The 25,560-nt window shown below is 71.0% G+C and carries 16 protein-coding genes; 8 read left to right on the forward strand and 8 right to left on the reverse strand.

Annotated elements, in window-relative coordinates; all coding sequences use genetic code 11:
* Positions 1-56: 56 nt before the first annotated feature.
* Complete coding sequence (locus Apa02nite_RS20645; RefSeq protein WP_203826404.1) at positions 57-632, reverse strand: TetR/AcrR family transcriptional regulator; 576 nt, start codon at positions 630-632, stop codon at positions 57-59.
* 54 nt (positions 633-686) lie between these two features.
* Between Apa02nite_RS20645 and Apa02nite_RS20650 the strand changes: the two genes are divergently transcribed.
* Entirely contained in the window at positions 687-1,937 is a 1,251-nt protein-coding gene (locus Apa02nite_RS20650; RefSeq protein WP_203826405.1) for an FAD-dependent monooxygenase, read from the forward strand.
* A 130-nt stretch (positions 1,938-2,067) separates the two neighbouring features.
* Here the strand turns inward: Apa02nite_RS20650 and dapE are convergent, their stop codons facing one another.
* Entirely contained in the window at positions 2,068-3,126 is a 1,059-nt protein-coding gene (gene dapE, locus Apa02nite_RS20655) for a succinyl-diaminopimelate desuccinylase (RefSeq protein WP_203826406.1), read from the reverse strand.
* A gap of 66 nt (positions 3,127-3,192) precedes the next feature.
* Here dapE and argH point away from each other — a divergent pair, with 66 nt between their 5' ends.
* Entirely contained in the window at positions 3,193-4,656 is a 1,464-nt protein-coding gene (gene argH / locus Apa02nite_RS20660) for an argininosuccinate lyase (RefSeq protein ID WP_203826407.1), read from the forward strand.
* A 302-nt stretch (positions 4,657-4,958) separates the two neighbouring features.
* Here the strand turns inward: argH and Apa02nite_RS20665 are convergent, their stop codons facing one another.
* Positions 4,959-6,008, reverse strand: a complete 1,050-nt coding sequence (locus Apa02nite_RS20665; protein ID WP_203826408.1) for a LacI family DNA-binding transcriptional regulator — start codon at positions 6,006-6,008, stop codon at positions 4,959-4,961.
* Positions 6,009-6,193: 185 nt separating this feature from the next.
* On the opposite strand from Apa02nite_RS20665, the gene Apa02nite_RS20670 reads away from it, so the two are divergent.
* From Apa02nite_RS20670 to pulA, 5 genes are read left to right on the forward strand one after another with little or no spacing between them, the layout of a single operon-like run.
* On the forward strand, positions 6,194-7,444 hold the full coding sequence (locus tag Apa02nite_RS20670) for a sugar ABC transporter substrate-binding protein (protein WP_203826409.1): 1,251 nt from the start codon (positions 6,194-6,196) through the stop codon (positions 7,442-7,444).
* Positions 7,444-9,015, forward strand: coding sequence for an ABC transporter permease subunit (locus tag Apa02nite_RS20675; RefSeq protein ID WP_203826410.1), 1,572 nt, complete (start codon positions 7,444-7,446; stop codon positions 9,013-9,015). The genes Apa02nite_RS20670 and Apa02nite_RS20675 overlap by 1 nt, the downstream gene beginning before the upstream one ends.
* On the forward strand, positions 9,012-9,869 hold the full coding sequence (locus Apa02nite_RS20680) for a sugar ABC transporter permease (RefSeq protein ID WP_067696734.1): 858 nt from the start codon (positions 9,012-9,014) through the stop codon (positions 9,867-9,869). Before Apa02nite_RS20675 ends, Apa02nite_RS20680 begins: the two co-directional genes overlap by 4 nt.
* Positions 9,866-11,662 carry a glycoside hydrolase family 13 protein gene (locus tag Apa02nite_RS20685; protein WP_203826411.1) on the forward strand — a complete coding sequence of 599 codons (1,797 nt, stop codon included), beginning with the start codon at positions 9,866-9,868 and terminating at the stop codon, positions 11,660-11,662. The genes Apa02nite_RS20680 and Apa02nite_RS20685 overlap by 4 nt, the downstream gene beginning before the upstream one ends.
* A 26-nt stretch (positions 11,663-11,688) precedes the next feature.
* Positions 11,689-17,112 carry a pullulanase-type alpha-1,6-glucosidase gene (pulA, locus tag Apa02nite_RS20690; protein ID WP_203826412.1) on the forward strand — a complete coding sequence of 1,808 codons (5,424 nt, stop codon included), beginning with the start codon at positions 11,689-11,691 and terminating at the stop codon, positions 17,110-17,112.
* A 211-nt stretch (positions 17,113-17,323) separates the two neighbouring features.
* Here the strand turns inward: pulA and Apa02nite_RS20695 are convergent, their stop codons facing one another.
* From Apa02nite_RS20695 to Apa02nite_RS20715, 5 genes are all read right to left on the reverse strand, one after another.
* Positions 17,324-18,013, reverse strand: coding sequence for a GntR family transcriptional regulator (locus tag Apa02nite_RS20695; RefSeq protein WP_203826413.1), 690 nt, complete (start codon positions 18,011-18,013; stop codon positions 17,324-17,326).
* A gap of 117 nt (positions 18,014-18,130) precedes the next feature.
* Positions 18,131-20,542: an EAL domain-containing protein gene (locus Apa02nite_RS20700; protein ID WP_203826414.1), complete on the reverse strand. Its 2,412-nt coding sequence runs from the start codon at positions 20,540-20,542 to the stop codon at positions 18,131-18,133.
* 66 nt (positions 20,543-20,608) lie between these two features.
* Positions 20,609-21,499, reverse strand: a complete 891-nt coding sequence (locus Apa02nite_RS20705; RefSeq protein ID WP_203826415.1) for a sulfite exporter TauE/SafE family protein — start codon at positions 21,497-21,499, stop codon at positions 20,609-20,611.
* A 37-nt stretch (positions 21,500-21,536) separates the two neighbouring features.
* Positions 21,537-23,873, reverse strand: coding sequence for a putative bifunctional diguanylate cyclase/phosphodiesterase (locus Apa02nite_RS20710; protein ID WP_203826416.1), 2,337 nt, complete (start codon positions 23,871-23,873; stop codon positions 21,537-21,539).
* 51 nt (positions 23,874-23,924) lie between these two features.
* Entirely contained in the window at positions 23,925-24,965 is a 1,041-nt protein-coding gene (locus Apa02nite_RS20715) for a hypothetical protein (RefSeq protein WP_239164433.1), read from the reverse strand.
* 121 nt (positions 24,966-25,086) lie between these two features.
* Here Apa02nite_RS20715 and Apa02nite_RS20720 point away from each other — a divergent pair, with 121 nt between their 5' ends.
* Positions 25,087-25,467 (forward strand): STAS domain-containing protein, encoded by a 381-nt coding sequence (locus tag Apa02nite_RS20720; protein WP_203826418.1) that lies wholly within the window; start codon positions 25,087-25,089, stop codon positions 25,465-25,467.
* Positions 25,468-25,560 lie beyond the last annotated feature (93 nt).

Consider the following 25,560-nt stretch of genomic DNA (forward strand, 5'->3'; position numbering starts at 1 on the left):
CGGGTCCGGCCGGCGCTCGCAGACCCTCCCCCCGAAGGTCGTGGGTATCGACCCGGTCAGGGGGAGGTGAGCAGGCGCGTCAGGCCGTGCTCGAAGCGCTCGCTGAAGGCCTCCGAGGCCAGGTGGGGGAGGGCTCGCAGCAGCGCGGGGCGGTCGCCGACCGTGAGGTCGCGGGTGAAGCGGCTCGGGGCCGACTGCTCCTCCTGAGTCAGGCCGAGCGTGAAATAGACCAGGCTCCAGCACGTCCAGGCGGCCTTCCGCTCCGGCAACCCGCCGTCGAGCAGCGCGCCGACCAGGGCTTCCGCCACGTCGAGGGTGGCCGGCTCGGCGGCGAACGTGCCGGCGACCACGGACGCGCCGTCGCGGTGGGCGAGCAGAGCGCTCCGGTAGCGGCGGATGATCTCGGCGGCCCGCTCCCGCCACCCGGCCGGCAGGTCGTCGAGCGCGACCCCGCCGATGATCGCGTCGGCCATCAGGTCGCCGAGCCGGGCCCGGCTCTTGACGTGCCAGACGACCGTGTTCATCCGGACGCCCAGATGGTCCGCGACGGCCCGCATCGAGACGGCCGCGGCCCCCTGCTCGTTCAGCACCGCCAGAGCGGCCCGGACCACATCCCCTTGACTCTTGGTCATTGACCAAGTCTACTCGACCACACATTGTTGGTCAGTGACCAAGAGGAGGTAGTCATGGATGACGTCGTGATCGTGGGCGCCGGGCCCACCGGGCTCTGGCTCGCCGGTGAGCTGCGCCTGGGTGGCGCCACCGTCACCGTGCTGGAGTCGCGGACCGAGCGTGATCCGCATTCCAAGGCGCTGACGATCCACCCCCGGACGATCGAGGTCCTCGACAGCCGCGGTGTCGCGGCGGCGTTCCTGGCCGAGGGGGTGCGGATCCCGTCCGGGCACTTCGGCGGCCTGCCCGACCGGATGGACTTCGCGGTGCTGGACACGCCGCATCCCTACACGCTGGCGCTGCCGCAGGCGCGCACCGAGGAGCTCCTCGAGATCCGGGCGCGGGACCTCGGCGCGACCGTCCGCCGAGGCTGCCGGGTCACCGGCCTGACCGGCGACGGCGTGGAGCTGGCGACCGGCGAGGTGGTGGCGGCCCGGTACGTGGCCGGGTGCGACGGCGTCCGCAGCACCGTCCGCGCGGCGGCCGGCATCGACTTCCCCGGCACCGAGGCCGGCACCTGGGGGTGGCTCGGCGACGTGGTGCTCGACGCGCCACCCGAGCGGAGCGCCGCGAGCATCGCCGGGCCGCACGGCGCCGTGATGGCCGTGCCGCTCGGCGGCGGTGTCACCCGGCTCGTCGGCTCGGACCCGTCCTGCGACGGGCCCGGGTGGCCGGGCGAGCTGACCCTCGACGAGTTGCGCGCGACGGTGCGGCGCATCGCCGGCACCGATTTCGGCATGCGTGACCCGGTCTGGCTGTCCCGGTTCGGCAATGCGACCCGGCAGGCGGCCGAGTACCGCCGTGGCCGGGTGCTGCTCGCCGGCGACGCCGCCCACCAGCACTTCCCGGCCGGCGGGGTGGGGATGAACGTCGGCATCCAGGACGCGCACAACCTCGGCTGGAAGCTCGCCGCGGTGGTCACCGGCCGGGCCGGCGAGGACCTGCTCGACACGTACCACCAGGAGCGGCACCCGGTCGGCGCGATCCTGCTCGAGCACACCCGGGCCCAGACCGCGCTGATGACCGGCTGGACGCCGGAGGGTCAGGCGCTGCGGGCGGTGCTCAGCCGGCTGATCGCGACGGTGCCGGAGATGTCACGGCAGCTGGCCGAGCGGCTGTCCGGGCTCGACGTGACGTATCCGAGCGGGCGACGGGTGCCGGACCTGTCCTTCCCGGACGGCACGACCCTCTTCCAGCGGCTGCGCACCGGGGAGCACGTCAGGACCGAGGTCGGCCTGGTCCGGCCGGACGGTCACCTCGGGTGACCGCCGGACCCGGGCCGTTGTGCCCTGACCTGGACCACCCGCACCACCCCGGACGCCCGCTCAGCGATCGTGAGCGGGACTGCCTCGCGTTGTCCGGCGGGGGCTGTGCCCAGGTCGTACCCCATGGGGGTTACACCAACCAGCGGGTCAGGTTGCCGAGCGCGGTCCGGATCTCGGGGACCGGGACGAACTCGCCGTCGGTGTGGGCGAGCAGGGGGTCGCCGGGGCCGTAGTTGACCGCGGGGACGCCGAGGGTGGCGAAGCGGGCGACGTCGGTCCAGCCGAGTTTGGCCTGCGGGGTGCGGCCGACCAGCTCGACGAACTCCTTGGCGGCCGGCTGGTCCAGGCCCGGACGCGCGCCCGGTGCGGCATCGGTCACCTCGAGCGCGAAGCCGGTGAAGACCTCGCGCAGGTGGGCCTCGGCGGCCGCGACGTCGCGGTCCGGTGCGAAGCGGTAGTTGACGAACACCGTGCAGAGGTCCGGGATCACGTTGCCGGCGATGCCGCCCTCGATCTTCACGGCGTTCAGGCCTTCGTGGTACTGCAGGCCCTCGACGATCGGCCGGCGCGGCTCGTAGGCTCGGAGCACGTCGAGGACGCCGCCGGCGCTGTGGATCGCGTTGCTGCCGCGCCACGAGCGGGCGGCGTGCGCGGCGACACCGGGCACGGTGATCTTCACGCGCATGGTGCCCTGGCAGCCACCCTCGACCGTGCCGTCGGAGGGCTCGCCGAGGATCGCGAAGTCGCCGGTCAGCCAGGCCGGGTGGTTGCGCACCAGGCGGCCCAGGCCGTTGAGCTTGGCCGCGACCTCCTCGTGGTCGTAGAAGACGTAGGTGACGTCGTAACGCGGCGTCGTCAGCAGCGCGGCGAGCTGCAGCATGACGGCCACACCGGCCTTCATGTCGACGGTGCCGCGGCCGCGCAGCAGGTCGCCGTCCTCGACGACCGGCAGATTGTTCGCGATCGGCACGGTGTCGAGGTGACCGGCGAGCACCACCCGGGTCGCCCGGCCCAGGCCGGTGCGGGCCACCACGGCGTCACCGTCGCGCAGCACCTCCAGGTGGGCGAACTCCCGCAGCGCGCTCTCCACGGCGTCGGCGAGCTGCTTCTCGTCGCCGCTGACCGAGGGGATGTCACAGAGGGTGCGGGTGAGGGCGACGACGTCGCCGGTGAGATCGAGATTCGCCATGCTGTAACTTTATCAGATGTGTGGCATTATTATGCAGGCCGTGGTTGACGATAGGGTCGACCAGGAATGCACAGAGTGAACGATCGAGGAGTGGGTGTGCCGGAGAGTGACGAGCCGACCAGGCTTTGGGGTGCGCGGTTCGCCGGCGGGCCGGCGGAAGCCCTGGCCCGGTTGAGCGTCAGCGTCCAGTTCGACTGGCGCCTCGCGCCGTACGACCTGCTCGCCTCCCGCGCGCACGCCCGCGTGCTGGCGAACGCGGGTCTGCTCGACGCGGACGAGCTGGGCAAGATGCTGGCCGCGCTGGACGACCTGGAGTCGGCCTGCGCCGCCGGTGAGTTCCGCCCCACCATCGAGGACGAGGACGTGCACACCGCGCTGGAGCGCGGCCTGCTGGAGCGCCTCGGCGCGCTCGGCGGCAAGCTGCGCGCCGGCCGGTCCCGCAACGACCAGGTCGCCACCGACCTGCGGCTCTACCTGCGCGACCACGCCCGCGGGGTGGCCGTCGCGCTGATCGAGCTGGCCGACGCGCTGACCGAGCAGGCGGCCCGCAACGTCGACACCGCGGCGCCCGGCCTGACCCACGTGCAGCACGCACAGCCGGTCAGCTTCGGGCACTGGCTGCTGGCCCACGTCCAGCCGCTGCTGCGCGACCTGGAGCGGCTCCGCGACTGGGACGTGCGGACCGCGATCAGCCCGCTCGGCTCCGGCGCGCTGGCCGGCTCGTCGCTGCCGCTGGACCCGGCCGCCGTCGCCCGCGAGCTGGGCTTCTCCGCGCCGGCGGAGAACTCGATGGACGCCGTCGCCGACCGTGACTTCGTCGCCGAGTTCCTGTTCACCACCGCGCTGATCGGCGTGCACCTGTCCCGCCTCGGCGAGGAGGTGGTCCTCTGGACCTCCACCGAGTTCGGCTGGGTGGAGCTCGACGACGCGTTCGCCACCGGTTCGTCGATCATGCCGCAGAAGAAGAACGCGGACATCGCCGAACTGGCCCGTGGCAAGAGCGGCCGCCTGATCGGCGGCCTGGTCACGGTGCTGACCATGCTCAAGGGACTGCCGCTGACGTACGACCGGGACATGCAGGAGGACAAGGAGCCCGCCTTCGACGCGGTCGACACCCTGGAGCTGCTGCTGCCCGCCCTGGCCGGGATGATCTCCACGATGACCGTCCGGGTGGACCGGCTGGCCGCCGCGGCGCCGGTCGGCTTCTCCCTGGCCACCGAGGTGGCCGACTGGCTGGTCCGCCGGGGCGTGCCGTTCCGCGACGCGCACGAGATCACCGGGAAGCTGGTGGCGCTGTGCTCGGCCCGGGAGTGCGAGCTCGAGGACCTGTCCGACGAGGACCTGAAGACGGTCAGCGACCATCTGGACCCGTCGGTGCGTGAGGTGCTGTCGGTGTCGTCGGCGCTGGCCGCGCGGAAGACGAAGGGCTCGACCGGGCCTGGGCCGGTGCGCGAGCAGCTGGCCACGGTCGAGCACAAGCTGGACACCTGGCGGCAGTGGGCCGTGGAGACGGTCGTCCCGCGCCGCTGACGCCGTCGCCGGCCAGCCGCCCCATGTGACGGGAGTCACATTCGGGCGGCTGGCTTGTGCTGCAAGAGATCTGCATGTGCTTGCGGGAGCTGCCGGATGACGTCGCCGTCGCAGGTCGCCAGCGCGGCGATCTGCGCGTCACCAGCGCCGGCGCCTGCCGCTCAAAGGAGTCGGAGAACACGCTCTCTTGAGCGGCGGCGCGGATTTCTCTGGCAGATCGTGCAAGAAGTTGCAGCAAGTTTCTTTCAGCGGCCGGCTCAGGGGCCGACTCAGGGTGCGGATCGGGCCCGGCTCGGGCCGGATCAGGCGGCCGGGGTGTTCGCCGTCAACGCGCGGTGCGCGGGCGCCATCGCGGTCGAGTTCCGGACCACCAGCTCGGGGCGGAAAAGGTACTCCGACCTGTCCGAACCGTGCCCGTTGATCTCGTCCACCAGGGAGCGGACCGCGGCCACCGCCATCGAGGAGACCGGCTGGCGCAGCGTGGTCAGCGGCGGGTCGGTGAACGCCATCAGCGGCGAGTCGTCGAACCCGATGATCGACACCTCGGTCGGCACCGTCATCCCGCGGCGTCGCGCGGCCCGGATCGCGCCCAGCGCCATCAGGTCGGAACCGCAGATGATGCCGGTGACGCCCTTGTTCAGCAGGCGTTCCGCGGCCACCTCGCCGCCCTCGACGCCGAACAGGGTCAGCTCCACCAGGTCGTCCACCTCGGCGGCCGGCACACCCAGCTCGCGCTGGATCGCCACCCGGTAGCCGGCCAGCTTGCGCTGCACCGGGCTGAACCGGTGCGGGCCGGAGATCATCCCGATCCGGCGGTGGCCGAGCGAGGCCAGGTGCCCCACCGCCAGGTCGCCGGCGAGCTGCTCGTCGCACGAGACGAACGGCGCGTTGATGCCGTTGGTGTGCCCGTTGACCAGCACGATCGGCAGCGGCCGGGCCAGCAGCCGGCGGTACCGCTCGACGTCGGCGGTGGTGTCCGCGTGCAGGCCGGAGACGAAGACGATGCCGGAGACCTGCCGGTCGAGCAGCATCTCCACGTACTCGTCCTCGGTGACGCCGCCCGGTGACTGGGTGCAGAGCACCGGGGTGTACCCGGACTGGGCCAGGGTCGACTCGATGACCTGGGCGAACGCCGGGAAGATCGGGTTGTCCAGCTCGGGCACGACCAGGCCGACCAGGCCGGCGCTGCGTTTGCGGAGTCGCTCGGGGCGCTCGTAGCCGAGCACGTCGAGGGCGGTGAGGACCGCCTGCCGGGTTTCCGGGGAGACGCCCGGGCGGTCGTTGATGACGCGAGAGACCGTCGCCTCGCTGACCTGGGCTTGACGGGCGATGTCCGCCATCCGTGCACGCATGTTGCCACTGTAGTGCCGAGCTGTTACCGGCCATCGTCTTGCAAGCCCTTCCATTGACTGCAAGAGCTTGCTAACGTCCCGGCAACAAGGACGACACCTTACCGATCTTGTGAGCGCCGTGTCATGCCTGCGCTCAGGACACCCCTTTTCTCGTGCTAAATCCGTTTAAGAACGGGAGTATTTCCATGCGCATTCGCACCGCAGGAGTGTTTGCGGCGAGCATGCTCTGCCTGGTCGGCGCCGCGGCTTGTGGCGACGGCAAGGACGACAAGGCCGCCGGGCCGAAGGCGTCCGCCGCCACCGGCGAGCTGGTGATCTGGGCCGACGACAAGCGCTCCGCCGCGCTCAAGCCGTTCGCCGACAAGTTCGGCCAGGAGAACGGCGTCACCGTCAAGATCCAGGCGATCTCCAAGGACCAGCAGACCACCTTCCTGACCGCCTCCCAGCAGGGCAGCGGCCCGGACGTGATGGTCGGCGCGCACGACTGGATCGGCAACCTCGTGCAGAACGGGGCGGTCGACCCGGTCCAGCTCTCCGACGAGCAGAAGAGCGGCATCCAGCCCGGCGCGCTGAAGGCGGTCACCTTCAACAGCCAGACGTACGGCGTCCCGTACGCCACCGAGAACCTCGGCCTGATCCGCAACACCGAGCTGGCCCCGGCCGCACCGGCCACCATCGAGGACCTGGTCGCCACGGGCAAGAAGCTGAAGGCCGACAAGAAGGTCTCCGAGATCCTCTGCCTGCAGTCCGGCCAGAACGGCGACGCCTACCACGCCTACCCGCTGTACGCCTCGGCCGGCGGTTACCTGTTCGGCACGGCCGCGGACGGTGGCTACGACGCCAAGGACCTCGGTGTCGGCAAGGAGGGTTCGATCGCGGCGTTCGAGAAGCTGCGCGCCCTCGGCGAGAAGGGTGACGGCGCCCTGAAGCGGTCGATCAGCCCGGACAACGCGATCGCGACGTTCACCGGCAAGAAGTGCGCGTTCCTGGTCTCCGGCCCGTGGGCGACCGCGGACGTGAAGAAGGCCGGCCTCAAGTACGACATCTCCGCCGTCCCCGGGTTCAAGGGCGGCAAGGAGGCCACCCCGTTCCTCGGTGTGCAGACCTTCTACGTCGCGTCGAAGGGCAAGAACAAGGCCCTCGCCCAGGAGTTCGTCACCAACTACGTGACCACCCCGGAGCTGGCCGTCGCGCTCTACGACGCCGAGCCCCGCCCGCCGGCGCTGACCGCGGCCCTGGAGCAGGTCAAGGCGCAGGACCCGGACCTGGCCAAGTGGGCCGAGGCCGGCAAGAACGCCATCCCGCTGCCGGCGATCCCGGAGATGGCCGCGATCTGGGAGCCGTTCGGCAAGGCCGAGGCGGCCGTGATCGGCGGCGCCGACGCCAAGACCACCGTCGCCGCGGCAGCCAAGACGATCTCGGCTCAGATCAAGTAATGACGACGCAGCTCGGAGGGCCCGCCACCCAGCGGGTCCTCCCCGTCACGGAGCCCCCGGCGGAGCGGTCCGTCACCGCGGCCGGGCTGATCACCAAGGTGCTGCTGCTCGGGCTGCTCGTCGCGGTCGCCGTCTGGGCGGCGTTCCCGCTGATCGCCGGCGACCACTGGGTCGGCCTGGGCGTCCTGGTCACGACGACCGCCGGACTGCTCTACCTGTACCTCACGCCGCGGCACGTCCCGGCGAAGTACCTGGTCCCGGGCACCATCTTCCTGATCATCTTCCAGATCTTCCCGGTGCTCTACACGGCGAGCACGGCGTTCACCAACTTCGGCGACGGTCACCGGGGGAGCAAGGCGGACGCGGTCACCGCGATTCAGACCGGCTCGGTCACCCGGGTGCCGGGCTCCACCGAGTACCGGCTGCGGATCGCCACCCAGGGCGACCCGGCCACCGGCGCGCTGGTCTTCCTGATCACCGATCCGGCCACCGGGCAGGTGCAGATCGGTGACGCCGGCGGGCTGCGGCCGGCCGACGGGAACCCGCCGGCCGGGTACACCGTGCTCACCGCGGGGCAGGCCAGCACGCGGAGCGCGGAGATCACCGACTTCGCGGTGCCGACCGCGGCGGGCGCGATCCGCTCGGCCGGACTGTCCCGGGCGTACGAGGGCAAGGCGGTCCGGGCGTACGACGCCGTGGCCGACGCCATCAAGGACACCGTCACCGGCAAGGTGTGGCCGGCGGACGAGTCGGCCGGCGCGTTCGTGGCGGCCGACGGCGAGCGCCTGGCCCAGGGCTGGAAGGTCAACGTCGGGTTCGCCAACTTCACCCGGGCGTTCACCGACGACGACGTCGCGAGCGCCTTCCTCGGCACGCTGATCTGGGACTTCGTCTTCGCGATCGGCTCCACCGGCGGCACGTTCGTGTTCGGCATGTTCTGCGCGATCGCGCTCCAGTCGACCCGGATGCGGTTCCGCGGGCTCTACCGGATCCTGATGGTCCTGCCGTACGCCATGCCGTCGTTCGCGATGCTGCTGGTCTGGCGGGACATGTTCAACACCGACTTCGGCCTGATCAACAACGTGCTCGGCATCCACGTGGACTGGCTCGGCACTCCGATCACCGCACAGTTCGCGGTGCTGCTGGTCCAGCTGTGGCTCGGGTATCCGTACATGTTCCTGGTGACCACCGGTGCGCTGCAGGCGATACCGGGGGAGCTGACCGACGCGACCAAGGTGGACGGTGCTGGGCCGTTCCAGTCGTTCCGCCGGGTCAAGCTGCCGCTGCTGCTCATCGCGCTGACCCCGCTGCTGATCTCGTCGTTCGCGTTCAACTTCAACAACTTCAACGCGATCTTCCTGACCACCGAGGGCGGCCCGTTCCCGGCCGACAATCCGAACAGCGGGGCGACCGACCTGCTGATCACGTACACGTATCGCCTGGCCTTCGGCGGATCCGGCGCCCAGTACGGCTTCGCCGCGGCCGTCTCGATCTTCATCTTCATGATCGTGGCCGTGGTCTCCGCGGTGAGCTTCCGGCGCACCCGCGCACAGGAAGAGGTCTACTCATGACGGCGACAGCAAAGTGGATCAAGCAGGTCGGGTGGCGTCACCTGGTCGCGATCCTGGCCGTGCTCTTCTCGCTCGGGCCGATCGCCTTCGTGCTCTCCGCGGCGGTCAACCCGCTGGGAACACTCTCGTCGAGTTCCTTGGTGCCGAGCGGAGTGTCACCGGACAACTTCTCGCGGCTGTGGAGCGACACCGACTTCGGGCACTGGTTCGTCAACTCGGTCGTGATCGCCGCCCTGGCCAGTTTCCTGTCGGTGTTCCTCTCCGCGCTGGCGGCGTTCGCGTTCAGCCGGCGGCGGTTCCGGGGCCGGCGCACCGGTCTGCTGGCGCTGCTGCTGATCCAGATGTTCCCGCAGTTCCTGGCGATCGTCGCGCTGTTCCTGATCTTCTCGACGGTCACCGACCTGTGGCCACCGATCGGCTTCAACACCTGGTGGGGCATGGTCCTGATCTACCTGGGCGGCGCGCTGGGCGTGAACACCTGGCTGATGAAGGGCTTCTTCGACACGGTCCCGAAGGAGCTGGACGAGTCGGCGCACGTGGACGGCGCCTCCCACGTACAGATCTTCTTCAAGATCCTGCTGCCGCTGGTGTCGCCGATCCTCGCGGTCAGCGGACTGCTCGCGTTCATCGGCACCATCAACGAGTTCCTGATCGCCAACGTGTTCCTGCGCGACGGCGCCGCCAAGACGCTCTCGGTCGGCCTGTACGGCCTGGTGCAGGGCTCGGAGCGGAACACCAACTTCGGGATGTTCTGCGCCGGCACGCTGCTCACCGCGATCCCGACCGTGGGTGTGTTCATGTACCTGCAGCGCTACATCGTGGAGGGTCTCAGCGCGGGTGCGGTGAAGGGATGACCGGGCTGCTCCGGCCGCACCACGACGGCTCCGAGGGGTACGTCTCGAACCCCGCGCCGGCCCTGGGCGAGACGGTCAACGTCTTCGTCCGGGCGCCGGCCGGGAGCCGGGTGTCGCGGGTGCACATGCGCTGGGTCCGCGACGGCGAGCCGGTCTTCACCTCGGCGGTGCTGGACCGGCGCGACGCCGGCGGACAGTGGTGGCGGGCCGAGCTGCAGGTGCGGAACCCGGTCACGCCGTACCGGTTCCTGCTCCGCACCGCGGGTGGTGCGGTGCGCTGGCTGACCGGCTGCGGCCTGACCTCGCACGACGTGCCGGACTCGACCGACTTCCGGCTGGTCTCCTACGCCCCGGCACCCGCCTGGGCCCGCGACGCGGTGGTCTATCAGATCTTCCCGGACCGCTTCGGGAAGTCCGCCGCGGCGGACTCCCGGCAGACCCCGGACTGGGCGGTCCGTTGCGGTTGGGACGAACCGGTTGCGGCCCAAGGTCCGCTCAAAGGCACCCAGTGGTACGGCGGTGACCTGGACGGCGTCACCGACCACCTGGACCACGTCGCCGCCCTCGGCGCGAACACGCTCTACCTCACCCCGTTCTTCCCGTCCCGCTCCAACCACCGCTACGACAGCAGCTCGTTCGACCAGGTGGACCCGCTGCTCGGTGGCGACACCGCGCTGGTCCGGCTGGCCGAGGCGACCCACGCGCGGGGGATGCGCCTGATCGGTGACCTGACCACGAACCACACCGGCGCCGCCCATCCGTGGTTCCCGGCCGAGCGGGACCTCTACTACTTCACCCCGGACGGCGGCTACGAGTCCTGGCTCGGCGCGCCGAGTCTGCCCAAGCTCAACTGGGGCAGTCCCGAGCTGCGCCGCCGGTTCGCGCGGATCGCCCAGCACTGGCTGACCTACCCGTACGCCCTGGACGGCTGGCGGATCGACGTGGCGAACATGACCGGTCGCCGCGGCGCCGAGGACTGGTCGCGGGAGGCGGCGGTGTTGTTGCGCCGCGCCGTCCAGCAGGTCCGCCCGGACGCGCTGCTGATCGGCGAGCACGCGCACGACGCCACCGCCGACCTGGACCGCAACGGCTGGCAGGGCACGATGAACTACGCCGGCTTCACCCGTCCGGTGTGGAGCTGGCTGCGCGCCGCGGTGCTGCCGTTCGACGACTTCCTGGGTGTGCCCGGCGAGATCCCGGACCGGGACGCCGGCGCGCTGGTGGCGACGATGAGCGCGTTCGCGGCGCAGATGTCCTGGCGTTCGTGGGCCAGTTCGTGGCAGATCCTCAGCTCGCACGACACCCCGCGGATCCGCTCGGTGGTCGGCGACGCGGCTCGCCACGAGGTGGCCGTGGGTCTGCTCTGCACGCTGCCCGGCACCCCGATGATCTTCGCGGGGGACGAGCTGGGGCTGACCGGGATCAACGGCGAGCACTCCCGTACGCCGATGCCCTGGCACCGCCCGGAGACCTGGGACCGCGGCACCCTCGCCGCCTACCGTGCGCTCCTCGCGGTGCGCCGGGCGCAGCCCGCGCTGCGTGCCGGCGGCCTGCGCTGGGCGCACGCGTCCGGCGACACCCTGGCCTTCCTGCGCGAGACGCGCGACGACGCGGTGCTGGTGGTGGCCCGGCGGGCGGCGGGCGAACCGCTGCGCCTGGCCGGGCTGCCGACCGGCGTCAGCGGCGAGAACCTCTACGGCGGCGCCGGCGAACTGAAGGTCGCCGCCGATGGATGTATTGAAATATCTGGTGATGGGCCTACCTTCCAGGTGTGGTCCGTGCGCCACATCTGATATCCACCGAATCGGAAGGTGCACCCGTGGCATCGAGTAAAACGCGGCTGGGGGCCGCGCTGCTCAGCCTTCTCCTCCCGCTGATCGCGGTCCCGGCCGCCGAGGCGTCCGCCGCCCCGGCCGAGCCGAGCGCGTCCGTCGTCGCGAACTGGGGCTCCGACCGGCCCGCGACCAACGAGCAGTACTACTTCGTCCTGCCGGACCGGTTCGCCAACGGTGACGTGTCCAACGACAAGGGCGGTCTCACCGGTGACCGGTTGTCCACCGGATACGACCCGGCCGACAAGGGCTTCTACCACGGCGGCGACCTCAAGGGCGTGATCGAGAAACTGGACTACATCCAGGGGCTCGGCACCACCTCGATCTGGCTCGCCCCGGTCTTCAAGAACCGTCCGGTCCAGGGCAGCGGCACCGACGTCTCGGCCGGCTACCACGGGTACTGGATCACCGACTTCACTCAGGTCGACCCGCATTTCGGTACGAACGCGGACCTGAAGAAGCTGGTCACGCTCGCACACCGGCGGGGCATGAAGATCTACCTGGACATCATCGTCAACCACACCGCTGACGTGATCAAGTACGCCGAGAACACCTATACGTACGTCGACAAGACGGCGTCGCCGTACACCGACACCGAGGGCCAGCCGTTCGAGGACCGCAACTACGCGACCGGCAAGAACGGGTTCCCGCCGGTCGACGCGACGTCCTACCCCTACACGCCGGTCGTCGACGCCAAGGACAAGAGGGCCAAGACCCCGGCCTGGCTCAACGACGTGAACATCTACCACAACCGCGGTGACTCGACGTTCTCCGGCGAGAACAGCGAATACGGCGACTTCTTCGGCCTCGACGACCTGTGGACCGAGCGTCCCGAGGTGGTCAAGGGCATGACGAAGATCTACGCCGACTGGATCACCAGCACCGGCATCGACGGCTACCGCCTGGACACCGTCAAGCACACCGACATGGACTTCTGGCCGCAGTTCGCCGCCGGGATCACCAAGGCCGCCGACAGGGCGGGCAAGAAGGACTTCTTCATGTTCGGCGAGGTCTACAGCGCCGATCAAGAAATCGAATCCTCTTATGTACGCCAGGGTGAGCTCCCGGCCACGCTGGACTTCTCGTTCCAGGCCGCCGCGCAGGCGTTCGTCACCGGAGCCGGCGCCGCGACCGGGCTCGCCGACGTCTACGCCAAGGACGACCTCTACACCACGCAGAGCACCAGCGCCGAACGGCTGCCGACGTTCCTGGGCAACCACGACATGGGCCGGATCGGCTCGTTCATCGCGGCCGCCTCGACCGCCGACACCCAGCTCAAGCGGGATCAGCTCGCCCACGAGCTGATGTTCCTGACCCGTGGCCAGCCGGTCGTCTACTCCGGCGACGAGCAGGGCTTCACCGGCCCGGGTGGTGACAAGGACGCCCGCCAGGACATGTTCGCCAGCAAGAGCGCGGACTACCTGGACGACGACCTGATCGGCACCGACAGCACCCACGCGGTCGACAACTACACCACCACGCACCCGCTCTACCAGGCCATCGCCGCGCTCGCGAAGCTCCGCAGGGCACACCCGGCGCTGGTGAACGGCGTGCAGCTGACCCGGTACGCGGCCGAGGGCCAGGGCGTCTTCGCGGTGTCCCGGCTGGACCGCGCCAAGCGGTCCGAGTACGTGGTCGCCGCGAACAGCGCCACCACCACCCAGACGGTCAGCTTCGCCACCTCGTCACCCGGCGCCACCTTCACCGGCCTGTACGGCGGGGCGGCCCCGGTCACCGCGGACGGTACCGGCAAGATCACGGTGACCGTGCCGGCGCTGTCCACCGTCGTACTCAAATCGGGTGTGACAGTGCCCGTGCCGACTGCCGCGCCCACCGTCACGATCAGCACGCCGAAGGCGGGCGACCGGGTGGCGACCCGGACCGAGTTGGTGGCCGCGACCACCGGCGACCCGCTCGCCACGGTCACCTTCGCCGCGCAGGTCGGCACCGGCGCGTGGGAGCTGCTCGGCACCGCCGACAAGGCGCCGTACCGGATCTACCACGACCTGGACGGGCTGGCCGGCGGCACCACGGTGAAGTACAAAGCGGTGGTGCGGGACAGCTTGGGGCGGCTCGCGTCGTCCTCGACCAGCATCACCGTCGGCACCCCGGCCGCGGCGTCCACCGTGGACTACGCGATCGTGCACTACCAGCGCCCGGCCGGCGGCTACGACGACTACGGCCTCTACACCTGGGGCGACGTCGACCCGTCGATGTCCACCACGTGGCCCGCCGGGCAGCCGTTCGCCGGCGAGGACTCGTTCGGGCGGTTCGCCTACGTCAAGCTCGCGCCGAACGCCAAGAGCGTCGGGTTCATCGCGGTCAGCAAGGACGGGGTGAAGGACACCGACGCGGACCGGACGCTCGATCCGAGCACGACACCGGAAGTGTGGATCAAGCAGGGCGACACCGCGGTCTACCCGTCGAGGCAGGCCGCCACCGGTCAGCCCGACCCGGCGCAGGACACGTCGACGGCGGTCATCCACTGGCGCAAGGCGGACGGCGACTACGACGGCTGGGGCCTGCACGTCTGGGACGGCGCGGCGACCGGCACCGACTGGGGCAGCCCGCTGAAGCCGGCCCGGTTCGACGCGTTCGGCGCGGTCTTCCAGGTGCCGCTCGCCGACGGCGCGGCCGGGCTGAGCTACATCATCCACAACGGCGACGCCAAGGACCTGCCGACCGACCAGCGTCTGACCTTCGCGGAGGCGGGCCACGAGGTGTGGCTGCTCGGCGGTCAGGAGAAGCGGCTGCTGCCGCTGGTCAAGACCGCGGGCGGTGGCGGATCGACGGATCTGTCCAAGGAGTCGGCGGTCTGGATGGACCGCTCGACGATCGCCTGGCAGACGAGCACCGGCACCACGCTGCAGGAGGTCGGCGCGGGCACCGACGGCAAGGTCTACGACCTGGTCTGGTCGGCGACCGGCGGGATCGGGGTGGCCGACGGTGAACTGACCGGTTCCTATCAGAGCACGCGGCTCAACTCGCGGCGCAACGGGTTGACCGAGGCGCAGCGGGCGGCGTTCCCGCACCTGTGGCAGTACGGAGCGTTCGCGGTGAACGCGCGGCACATTGCCGACATTCTGCGCGGACAGGTCGTCGTCACGGAGCGGGATGCGGCCGGCAAGCTGCTTGCCGCGACGGGAGTGCAGACGGCGGGTGTCCTTGACGATGTCTACGCTTCCGCCGCGAGTGCGGATCTCGGTCCGGTGTTCGCCGCCGGCAAACCGTCGGTCTCGGTCTGGGCGCCGACCGCGAGCAAGGTCGAGCTGGAGCTCGGCGACGCGGTCAAGCCGATGACCCGCGACGACCGCACCGGCATCTGGTCGATCAAGGGCGAGAAGAGCTGGTACGGCAAGTACTACAAGTTCCGGGTCACCGCGTGGCAGCCGGCCGCGCAGAAGGTCGTCACCGCGTCGGTGACCGACCCGTACTCGGTGGCGCTCTCCACCGACTCCCAGCAGAGCCGGTTCCTGGATCTCGGTGATCCGGCCCTCGCGCCGGCCGGTTGGAAGTCGCTGAAGAAGCCGGCCGCTGTCACACCCGCGAAGATCCAGATCCAGGAGCTTTCGGTACGGGACTTCTCCATCTCGGACAGTTCCGTTCCGGCGAACGAGCGCGGCACCTATGCGGCGTTCACGCAGAAGACCGCGGCGACGAAACACCTCGCGGCACTCGCCACCGCGGGCGTCACCCACCTGCACCTGCTCCCGGTGTTCGACTTCGCCACCATTCCGGAGAACCGGGCCGACCAGGCGCAGCCCGCCTGTGACCTGGCCACCCTGCCGCCCGATTCTGATCAGCAGCAGGCCTGCCTCGCGGCAGTGGCCGGCACGGACGGCTACAACTGGGGCTACGACCCGCTGCACTACACGGTCCCGGAGGGCGGCTACGCCGTCGACCCCACCCAGCGCACCAAGGAGTTCCGCTCCATGGTCGCCGGGATCAACCACGCCGGCCTGCGCGTGGTGATGGACGTCGTCTACAACCACACCTCGGCGGCCGGTGTCGACGACAAGTCGGTGCTCGACCAGATCGTGCCGGGCTACTATCAGCGGCTGCTCGCCGACGGCTCGGTGGCCACCTCGACGTGCTGCGCCAACACCGCGCCGGAGAACGCGATGATGGGCAAGCTGGTCGTCGACTCGATCGTCACCTGGGCCAAGCAGTACAAGGTGGACGGTTTCCGGTTCGACCTGATGGGTCACCACCCGAAGGCGAACATCCTCGCGGTACGCAAGGCGCTGGACCGGCTCACCCTCGCGCGTGACGGCGTGGACGGGAAGAGCATCTACGTCTACGGCGAGGGCTGGAACTTCGGCGAGGTGGCCGACAACGCCCGCTTCGTGCAGGCGAGCCAGACCGAGATGGCCGGCACCGGGATCGGCACGTTCAACGACCGGCTCCGGGACGCGGTCCGTGGCGGTGGCCCGTTCGACGAGAACCCGCGAGTGCAGGGCTTCGCCTCGGGTCTCGCGGACCAGCCGAACGGCGACCCGGTGAACGGCACGGCAGCCTCGCAACGGGAGCGGCTGCTGCACTACCAGGACCTGATCAAAGTCGGTCTGACCGGCAATCTCGCTGGCTACTCGTTCACCGGTTCGTCGGGGTCGACGGTCACCGGGGCGCAGATCGACTACAACGGCGCACCCGCGGGATACACCGCCGCGCCGGACGAGGCGATCACCTACGTCGACGCGCACGACAACGAGATCCTCTACGACGCACTCGCCTACAAACTCCCGCAGGCCACCTCGGCGGCCGACCGGGCCCGGTCACAGTCGGTGGCGCTCGCCACCACCGTGCTCGGTCAGGGCGTCGGCTTCGTGGCGGCCGGCAGTGAACGGCTCCGCTCGAAGTCCCTCGACCGGAACTCGTTCAACTCGGGGGACTGGTTCAACGCCGTCGAGTGGGACTGCACGAAGGGCAACGGCTTCGGCAAGGGCCTGCCGCCGGCGGCCGACAACCAGTCGAAGTGGCCGTACGCCAAGCCGTTGCTCGCCGACCCGGCCCTGAAGGCGGACTGCGCGGCGATCGCCCTGGCCGACAACCGCTACCAGGAGCTGCTGAAGATCCGGAAGTCCTCGCCGGTGTTCGGCCTGGCCACCGCGAAGCAGGTGCAGGACCGGCTGGCGTTCCCGCTCTCCGGCGCCGGCGAGACGCCCGGCGTGATCACCATGACCCTGGACGCCCGGGGCCTCGGCGGTCAGTGGAAGTCGATCACGGTGGTCTTCAACTCCACCGCGGCGGCCGCCACCCAGACGGTCCCGGCTCTGGCCGGCAAGAGCGTCGCGCTGCACCCGGTGCAGCGGTCCTCCGCCGACCCGCTGGTCCGGACCGGATCGTTCGCCCCGGCGACCGGCACGTTCACAGCACCGGCGCGTACTGTCTCGGTGTTCGTCCAGAGCTGACGCACCCCGATACACCGGCCCCGCTCACCCGATCAGCCCGGGAGGGCGGGGCCGGCTCGCTCACCGTTCCTGGCTGGTTCTCAGGGGTGCCTCCGGCCCCCGGAGGCACCCCTGAGAACCAGCCGGCACTCCTGGCGCCCGGCTTTCTCGAGGCCCGCACTGCTTGCGGCCGCTTTCCTCATGGCCGCTTTTCTCAAGGCGGCCGCTTTTCTCACGCTCGGCGGCGCCGGCGTTTGGCCGCGACAGCGGCCGGGTCGACCTCCGGGTGTGCCCACCGCTCGGCCAGGCGCAGGCTGGTCTCCCGCCCACTGGCCACGTGCTCGTGCGCCAGCGCGGCCGCCTTCTCCGCCGCGCCCGCCTCGATCGCCTCGTAGAGCTCCTCATGCTCCGCGCACTGCCGCGCCGGGTCGCGCTGCGCGGTCAGCCGGAACAGCCAGTGGGTCCGCGCCTCGAGCGGCCGCATCAGGCCGGTGAGCAGCGGGTTCGCCGCCATCTCGACGATGTCCGCGTGGAAGCCGGCGTTCGCTGCCGCTATCCCGGCCTCGTCGCCGGCCGCGGTGGCGGTGCGGGCCGCACTCAGCCGCTCGCGGAGCCGGGCCAGCCCGGCGTCGTCCCGGCGCTCCGCGGTCAGCCGGGCGGCGAGCGCCTCCAGGGACTCCCGGACGTCGAACAGGTCGCGGACGTCGGCCGGGGTGAACGGCGCGACGAGTGCGCCCCGGTGCGGCACCTGCAGCACGAGGCCGTCCGCTTCCAGCAGGCGCAACGCCTCCCGCAGCGGGATCCGCGACACGTCCAGGTCCGCCGCCAGGTCACGCTCCACCAGCCGTTCGCCCGGCGCCAGCTCGGTGGTCAGGATCCGCCGACGCAGTTCCTGGTACGCCCGATCGCGCAGCGATGCCAAGTGGGGCCCCTTCCGTCGGCGCGGCGCTACCACCCTAGACCGGTGCCGGATTGCTAACCCCGAGGTGGCAAGCGCGAAACGGTGGGCACCCACCTGGGCCTGTCCCGGTGAGGGGTCTCAGGCGTGCACGGCGGGCGCTGCCCGGAGCACTCGGAGCTCGTCGGCCGGCACCGGCCGGCCCAGGTGGTAGCCCTGGACGAACTTGCAGCCCATCACGCTGAGCAGGGCCAGCTGGTCGGCCTCCTCGATGCCCTCGACCACCACCCGCAGGCCGAGCATGTGACCGAGTTGGATCACCGCGTTCACCAGTTCCTGCTGGCGCCCGTTGCCGGTCATCCCGGTGATGAACGAGCGGTCGATCTTGAGGACGTCCACCGGGATGTCGCGCAGGTAACCCAGCGACGAGTACCCGGTGCCGAAGTCGTCGATGGCGATCTTCACGCCCAGCTCGCGCAGTTCCTCGAGCCGGGCCGCGGTCACCGCGATGTCGCGCATCAGAATCGTCTCGGTCAGCTCCAGCACCAGGCAGCGGGCCGGCAGCCCGCTGGTGGACAGGGCGTACGCGATCCGGTCGGTCAGGTCCGGCACCTCCAGGTGCGCGGCCGAGAGGTTGACGCTGACCCAGGCCGGCGCGGTGGCCGGGTCGTCGTCCTGCCACTGCTTGATCGTCCGGCAGGCCTCCATCAGCACCCACCGGTCGATCTCCACGATCATGCCGGTCTCCTCGGCGAGCGGGATGAACGATCCCGGCTGCCGCAGCCCGTGCTGGGGGTCCTGCCAGCGCACCAGTGCCTCGGCGCCGACCATCTGCCCGTCCGGCACCGAGACCACCGGCTGCAGGTGCATCCGCAGCTCGCCCCGGTGCACCGCGTCGCGCAGCCGGGACTCCTGGTCCAGCCTGCTCAGCAGCTGCTCGTGCATCCGGTTCTCGAACGTCAGGAAGCGGTTCTTGCCCTGGTCCTTGGCCGCGTACATGGCCACGTCGGCGTTGCGCAGCACCTCGTCGGCGCTGGTGTAGCGGGCCGCGTCCGGCACCACGCCGACGCTGACCGTGACCAGCACCTCGCGGTTGTGGATCAGGAACGGCCGGGCCAGCGCGTCCAGGCACTCCTGCGCGAGGAGTTCGACGGCTTCCGGCGCGGCGTTCTCCAGCAGCACCGCGAACTCGTCGCCACCCAGCCGGGCCACCGTGTCCTGGGCCCGCAGCACACCGGTGAGCCGCTCCGCCGCGGTACGCAACAGCAGGTCACCGGCGTTGTGCCCGAGGCTGTCGTTGACCCGCTTGAACCCGTCCAGGTCCAGGTAGAGCACGGCGAGCGGCTCCGACGCGGCCCGGGAGCGGGTGAGCGCGTGCTCCAGGCGGTCCAGCAGCAGCTTGCGGTTGGGCAGGCCGGTCAGCCCGTCGTGCAGGGCCTGGTGGCGCAGGTCGTACTCGAGGGCGTGCTGCCGGGTGACGTCGCGCAGCAGGATGACCGCGCCGATCGCCCGGCCGTCCTTCTCGATCGCGTTGACCGTGTACTCCACGGTCACGCTCGTGCCGTCGGCGCGCTGCAGCCGGCCCTCCCGGGTGGCGGCGGTCAGCCCGGCCGTCTCCGGCAGCACCTCCGCGGCGTCGCGCTCGAGCAGGCCGGCCACGCCGAGCCCGGTGATCCGGCCGGCCGCGGCGTTGGCGAACGCGATCCGGCCGGTGGTGTCCAGGCCGCAGATGCCCTCGCCGGCGTTGGCCAGGATGCTGTCGGTGTACTCCTTGGCCAGGATCTCCCGGGCCGAGCGTTCCAGCTCGCCGGCCATCGCGTTGAACGCGCCGGCCAGCCGCCCGATCTCGTCGCGGCCGCCGGTCACCGGCACCCGGTGCGAGTAGTCCCCGGTGCGGATCACGCGGACCGCGGTGGTCAGCGCGGTGATCCGCCGGGTCAGCGAGGTCGCCAGCAGAAAACCGATCACGAGTACGGACAGGAAGGCGACCGACCCGGTGCACAGGATGACGATCTGCGCCTGCCGGGTGCCGGCCAGCATCTGCTCGTAGAGCGGGGTGTACTCCAGGATGACCGCGCCGACCACCACGCCGCTGGCCCGGGTCATCTGCACCACGACCTGCTTGATGCCCTGCGGATAGTCGACGCTCTGCTCGACGAAGACCCGGGACCGGCCGTCGGCGATGGTCCTGCCGACCTCGTTGCCGGTGTCGTGGTCGAAGACCGAGCCGATGTTCTCGATCACCGCGTCGCCCAGGATGTACTTCGTGGTGTCCACCACGACGACGTCCCGGCGCTGGTTGTCGTGCAGCCGGTTGATGTAGTTGGTGAGCGCCGCCCGGTGGTTGTACAGCGGGGTGATCACCTCGCCGGGGGTGTCGACCGGCAGCCCGAGCGCGATGTCCTTGCCGATGCCACGGGCCACCTGGGCCGCCTCGAGCGCGGCCGCCCGGCGTGCCGACGCCGTGTCGGTGAGCCATGCGGTCAGCGCGGTGGCCACCACCAGGAGCGCCACCACCAGGTAACCGGCGAGCAGCTTCTGCCGTACGTTCATCGGACCCTTTCCCCCGTCAACCTGTCACAGATCGGCACGGGCGGCCGGGAGATGAGGGATAAGCCGTCAGGCGGAGATCGTCTCGCGGTCCGGTGCGAGTGCCGGGGCGGGCTTGCGGTACCGCCGGCTCAGGCCGAGCCCGATCGCGATCAGCGCCGCGCCGCCGGCCACCGCGCCGACCACCAGGGTGGACAGGTCGAACAGCTTGAGCGAGCTGGCCAGCAGCACGATGATCAGGGCGGATCGGACCAGTCCGCCCGGGGCGCGCGAGGAGATCCGGGACCCGATCAGCACGCCCGGGATGGAGCCGAGCACCACCGCGCCGGCGATGTCCAGGTGCAGGTCGCCGAAGAACGCGTGTCCCAGGGCGGCCGCGGTGACCAGCGGGACGGCCTGCACCAGATCCGTGCCGACCAGATCGTTGGCCCGGAGCCGGGGGTAGAGCGCGAGCAGCGCCACGATGATCAGCGAGCCGGAGCCGACCGAGGTCAGGCCGACCACCAGGCCACCCGCGATGCCGATCAGCAGGGTCGGCACCGGCCTGACGACGATCTCGGCGGGCGGGCCGTCTCCGGTGCGCCGGGCGGTCCACGCCTTGAGGAGCATGCCGGCGGCGGCCAGCAGCAGCGCGGCGCCCAGGGCGATCTTGAGGGTGTGCTGCACGCTCTCGTCGTCGCCGAGCAGGCGCAGCAGCAGCACCCCGAGGAAGGCGCTGGGGACGCTGCCGGCGCAGAGCCAGCCGACCAGCCTCCAGTTCACCGTGCCGCGCCGGGCGTGCACCGCGCCGCCGAACGGCTTCATCACGGCGCTGGCCGCCAAGTCGCTGGAGATCGCGGCGACCGGGTTCACGTGGAAGAGCAGCACCAGAATCGGCGTCATCAAGGCGCCGCCACCCATGCCGGTCAGGCCGACGATGATGCCGACGCCGAGACCGGCGAGCGCCATGGTCCAATCCATGGCCGGGAGTTTTCCCGAGCATCCCCCACCTTGTCTACTAAATCAGTTGAATTTGTCGAGATTCTCGATGGCTGAGACGGTCCAGCAGCAGCGCCACGTCGCTGTCCGGCATCGGGCGGGCGAAGTGGAAGCCCTGTGCGAACCGGTAACCGGCCTGGTGCAGGCGGGCGGCCTGCTCGGCGGTCTCCACCCCCTCGGCGATCGCCTGGATGCGCAGCCCGCGGGTGATCCCGATCAGGCCGTCCACGATCACCGCCTCCGGGCTGTCGACGGTCACCCCGTCGACGAACGACTTGTCCACCTTCAGCCAGCTCACCGGGGTGTCGACGAGCAGGCTCAGCGACGACTGGCCGGTGCCGAAGTCGTCCAGCGCGATCTTGAGGCCCAGCGCGTCGAGGCGGCGGACCGACTCCAGGGCGGCGCCGGTGCCGAGCACCGCGGTCTCGGTCACCTCGATCACCAGCCGGTCCGGGTCCAGGCCGGTCGAGGCGAGCAGGGCGGCGACCTCGTCCGGGAAGCCCGGCTCGTTCAGCTGGCGGGCCGAGACGTTCACCGAGACCTTCTCCGGCGCGGCCGGGCCGTACTCGTGGTGCCAGGCGGCGATCTGGCGCATCGCCTGCGCCAGGATCCACCGGCCGACCTCGATGATCTGCCCGTTGCGCTCGGCGAGTGGGATGAAGTCGGCCGGCGAGACCAGGCCGTGCTCCGGGTGCCGCCAGCGGACCAGCGCCTCCAGCCCGGCCAGGCGGCCGGTCGGCAGCTCGACGATCGGCTGGTAGAGCAGGAACAGCTCGTCCCGGGCGATCGCCTGACGCAGGTCGGCGCCGAGCCGGGCGTCGGTGTCCGCGCGGGAGTCCATGATCGGGTCGAACCAGGTCCAGCGGCCGCCACCGGCGTTCTTGGCGGCGTACATCGCCACGTCCGCGCGGCGCAGCAGCTCCTCGGGCGAGTCGCCGGCCGCGCTGCGGGTCACCCCGGCGCTGATCCGCGGGGCCATCTCCCGGCCGCCCAGCACCATCGGCTCCTGCACGGCGTCCATCAGCCGGCGCAGCAGCAGCTCGGTGTCGTCGGTGTCGATACCGGGCAGCAGCAGGGTGAACTCGTCGCCGCCGAGCCGGGCCACGGTGTCCCGGGTGCGCAGGCTGTTACGCAGCCGGTGGCTCAGCGCCTGCAGCAGGGCGTCGCCGGTCTCGTGCCCGTGCCGGTCGTTGACCACCTTGAAGTCGTCCAGGTCGAGCAGCACCACGACGAACGGTTCACCGCCGGCGAGCTGGGCGGAGAGGCGTTCGGCGTACGCCGGGCGGTTGCTGATGCCGGTCAGCGGGTCGTGGGCGACCTGGTGGTCCAGCTCCTTCTGGTACGCGGTGAGCTGCCGCAGGCTGGTGTCGACGGTGTCCAGCAGCTGCGCGTTGTCCCGCAGCGTGCTGATCTGCCGCAGTACGACCAGCACGGTCAGCGCGGTCGCGGCCATCGCGATCACCGCCTCGTGCCCGCCCTGCGGCAGTTCCATGGCGAGCACGGTCAGGTACAGCGCGGCCACCGCGATGTACGGCAGCACGCTGAACCGCCGTGACCGGGGCCGGGGCGCGGCCGGCGCGTCGCGCATGCGCCACTGCCGGCGCGCGGCCAGCACGCCGACGAACTGCGACGCCGAGATGGCGAGCATGGCGGTGCTGAGGTAGGGCCGGCCGGCCAGCACCGGTGCGACGCCGGCGGTGCCCGCGGACAGGGCCACCGCGAGTGAGAGCAGGTGCAGCGACCGGCGGTCCAGCTGCCCGGCCCCGGCGAAGGCCACCTTGATGAACGTGACCAGCGAGACGATGGCCACCACCACGATCAGCAGGATCGAGGCCGGCGCGGCCGTCGGCGAGTCGCCGAAGTCGACCCGGCTCAGCCAGAAGTGCCAGGTCAGCACGCTGCCGGTGAGCAGGACGACGGTGGTGTCCAGGCCGAACCGCAGCCAGTCGCTGCGCGAGCGCTGCCAGGCCGGCAGGCGCAGCAGCGACCACATGATGATCGCCAGGATCACCCCGAAGATCAGCTCGGTCCGGACGCTGAAGGCCTGCGACGGCGACGGTCCGCCGAGCGCGTCGGCCATGTTGCTGAGCACGCTGATCACCAGCACCACGCTGGACAGGCCCAGGTTGCCCCAGAACCGGCGGGTGTCCCGGTCCAGCTCCGGGGTCCGGGCGATCCGCCGGCACTCGTACGCGAACAGCAGGGGCAGCACCGGCAGCGGCACCCAGCCGACGATCGGATGCGACCAGACGTGCACCAGGCCGATCGCGAACCAGCCCAGGACGAAGGCGAGCAGGCCCAGCGCCACGGCGGTGGTGCCGTGTACCCGGCGCAGGACGCGGTTCGGAGCGGACATGGCCCATTCATCGGACGATTGAGCCGGGGGCTGAAGCGAAAGTGAGGTGCTCTACTCGGGCTCGGCGGAGTCGGTGAACGACTCCCAGTCCAGGCCGAGCTTGCGCAGCCGGCGCAGCAGGCCGGGGCGGCGGACCCCGACGTACATCTCGAACCAGTCCGCGTCGTCCTCGCCGATCAGCACGACAGTGCCCGGCCCGGCGTAACACCGGGAGAACAGCGACGGCCAGCGCATCGGTTGCAGCGGCACCCGGCGCAGCGGGGCGATCACCCGCCGGGCCTGCGGCCGGTCGACGAACGCCATCCCGCCGAGCGGGGAGTCCATCGCGGCCCGGGCCAGGGTGGCGTGCAGCAGGTAGCGGCTCAGCCGTTCGCGTTCCGGGAGCAGCCGGTCGCTGAGCCCGTCGTAGTAGACCCGCGGGTCGTCACCGTCCGGCTCCATCAGCACGGTGACCACCCCGTCGCCGTCCTGACCGAAGGTGATCAGCTCCTCCGGGTGGCCGGCGAACGGCTCCGGGTAGATCCGGGAGGTCATTCCGTACACCTCGGGCCGGCCGGCGGCGGCCCGGTGGAAGGCCCGGAGCGCGGTGGGCAGCCCGGCCGCGGCGGGTGTCTCCCGCCGCTCCGGGATCTCGGCGTACCAGGAGGCGATGAACCGTTCCATCGCGCCGACCGGGTCGTCGACCGCGAGGTCCAGCCAGTCCATCCCGGGCGGAACCCGGCCGAGCAGGTCGGACGGGACCGGCGCCTCGAACCGCAGCCGGATGTCGTGCAGCGCGCCGCGGCGGTAGCTCAGCTCGGTCGCCTGCGCCGCGCCGAGCGCCAGGCAGCCGTCCGGCATCCGGGCGAACGCGTGCACCACCGGCCGCAGCATCCCGGCCAGCCGTTCCTCGATCAGCTCCGGGAACGGCCCCGGCAGGATCATCTCCTCGGCGGCGGCGTGCGCCTCACCGGAGACCCCGCCGCCGATCACCACGAGGGTGTCCGAGCCGACCGCGTAGGCGGCGCCGGCCCCGGTCAGCAGCGTCGCTCCCGGCCCGGCCAGGGCGAGCGCCTCGGGCTCGCCGACCATCGCCCAGAGTTCGATCTCCACCGCCACACGGTAGACGGCCGGGTCCCGCCCGGTCCGTCCCGTGACGTAGCCCTCATTCCGGAGGATGTCCTCTTTTCGTGCTGTTCGGCCCCCGGACACCTGGCGCGAGTAGACCGGGGACATGGGCGATGTGCGCTGTGTGATCCACCGTGACCCGGGCAAGACCGGGTCGACCGTCGTGCTGCACCTGGACGGCGACTTCGACCGGGAATCCGGTGCCGAGCTGCGCCGTGAGCTGCGGCAGGCCTTCGACCGGGCCCGCAACTCCCGGGTCGTCGTCGACATGGCCGGCGTGGACCTGATCGGCAGCGAGTGCCTCGAGGTGCTGCTGGTCGGCTACACCCGCGCGATGCGCAGCGGCCACGGCTACGAAGTGGTAAACGCCACCGGCCACGTCCACCAGGCCTTGCAGGCCACCGGCCTCTGCCCGCGCACCGACGAGCACCTCTACACCCCGGCCGCCACCGACACGATCGAGCAACTCCTGGCCGACCTCAGTTAAACCCCCATTTGGTACGAAACGGGAGTCCCGCCCGTAGGCTACAAGCCACGTCCCGTGGCAGCCTCGCGCGACCCCCGCTCCGCCCCGGACCGC

The sequence above is a fragment of the Actinoplanes palleronii genome, from assembly GCF_016862315.1.
GTDB lineage: Bacteria > Actinomycetota > Actinomycetes > Mycobacteriales > Micromonosporaceae > Actinoplanes > Actinoplanes palleronii.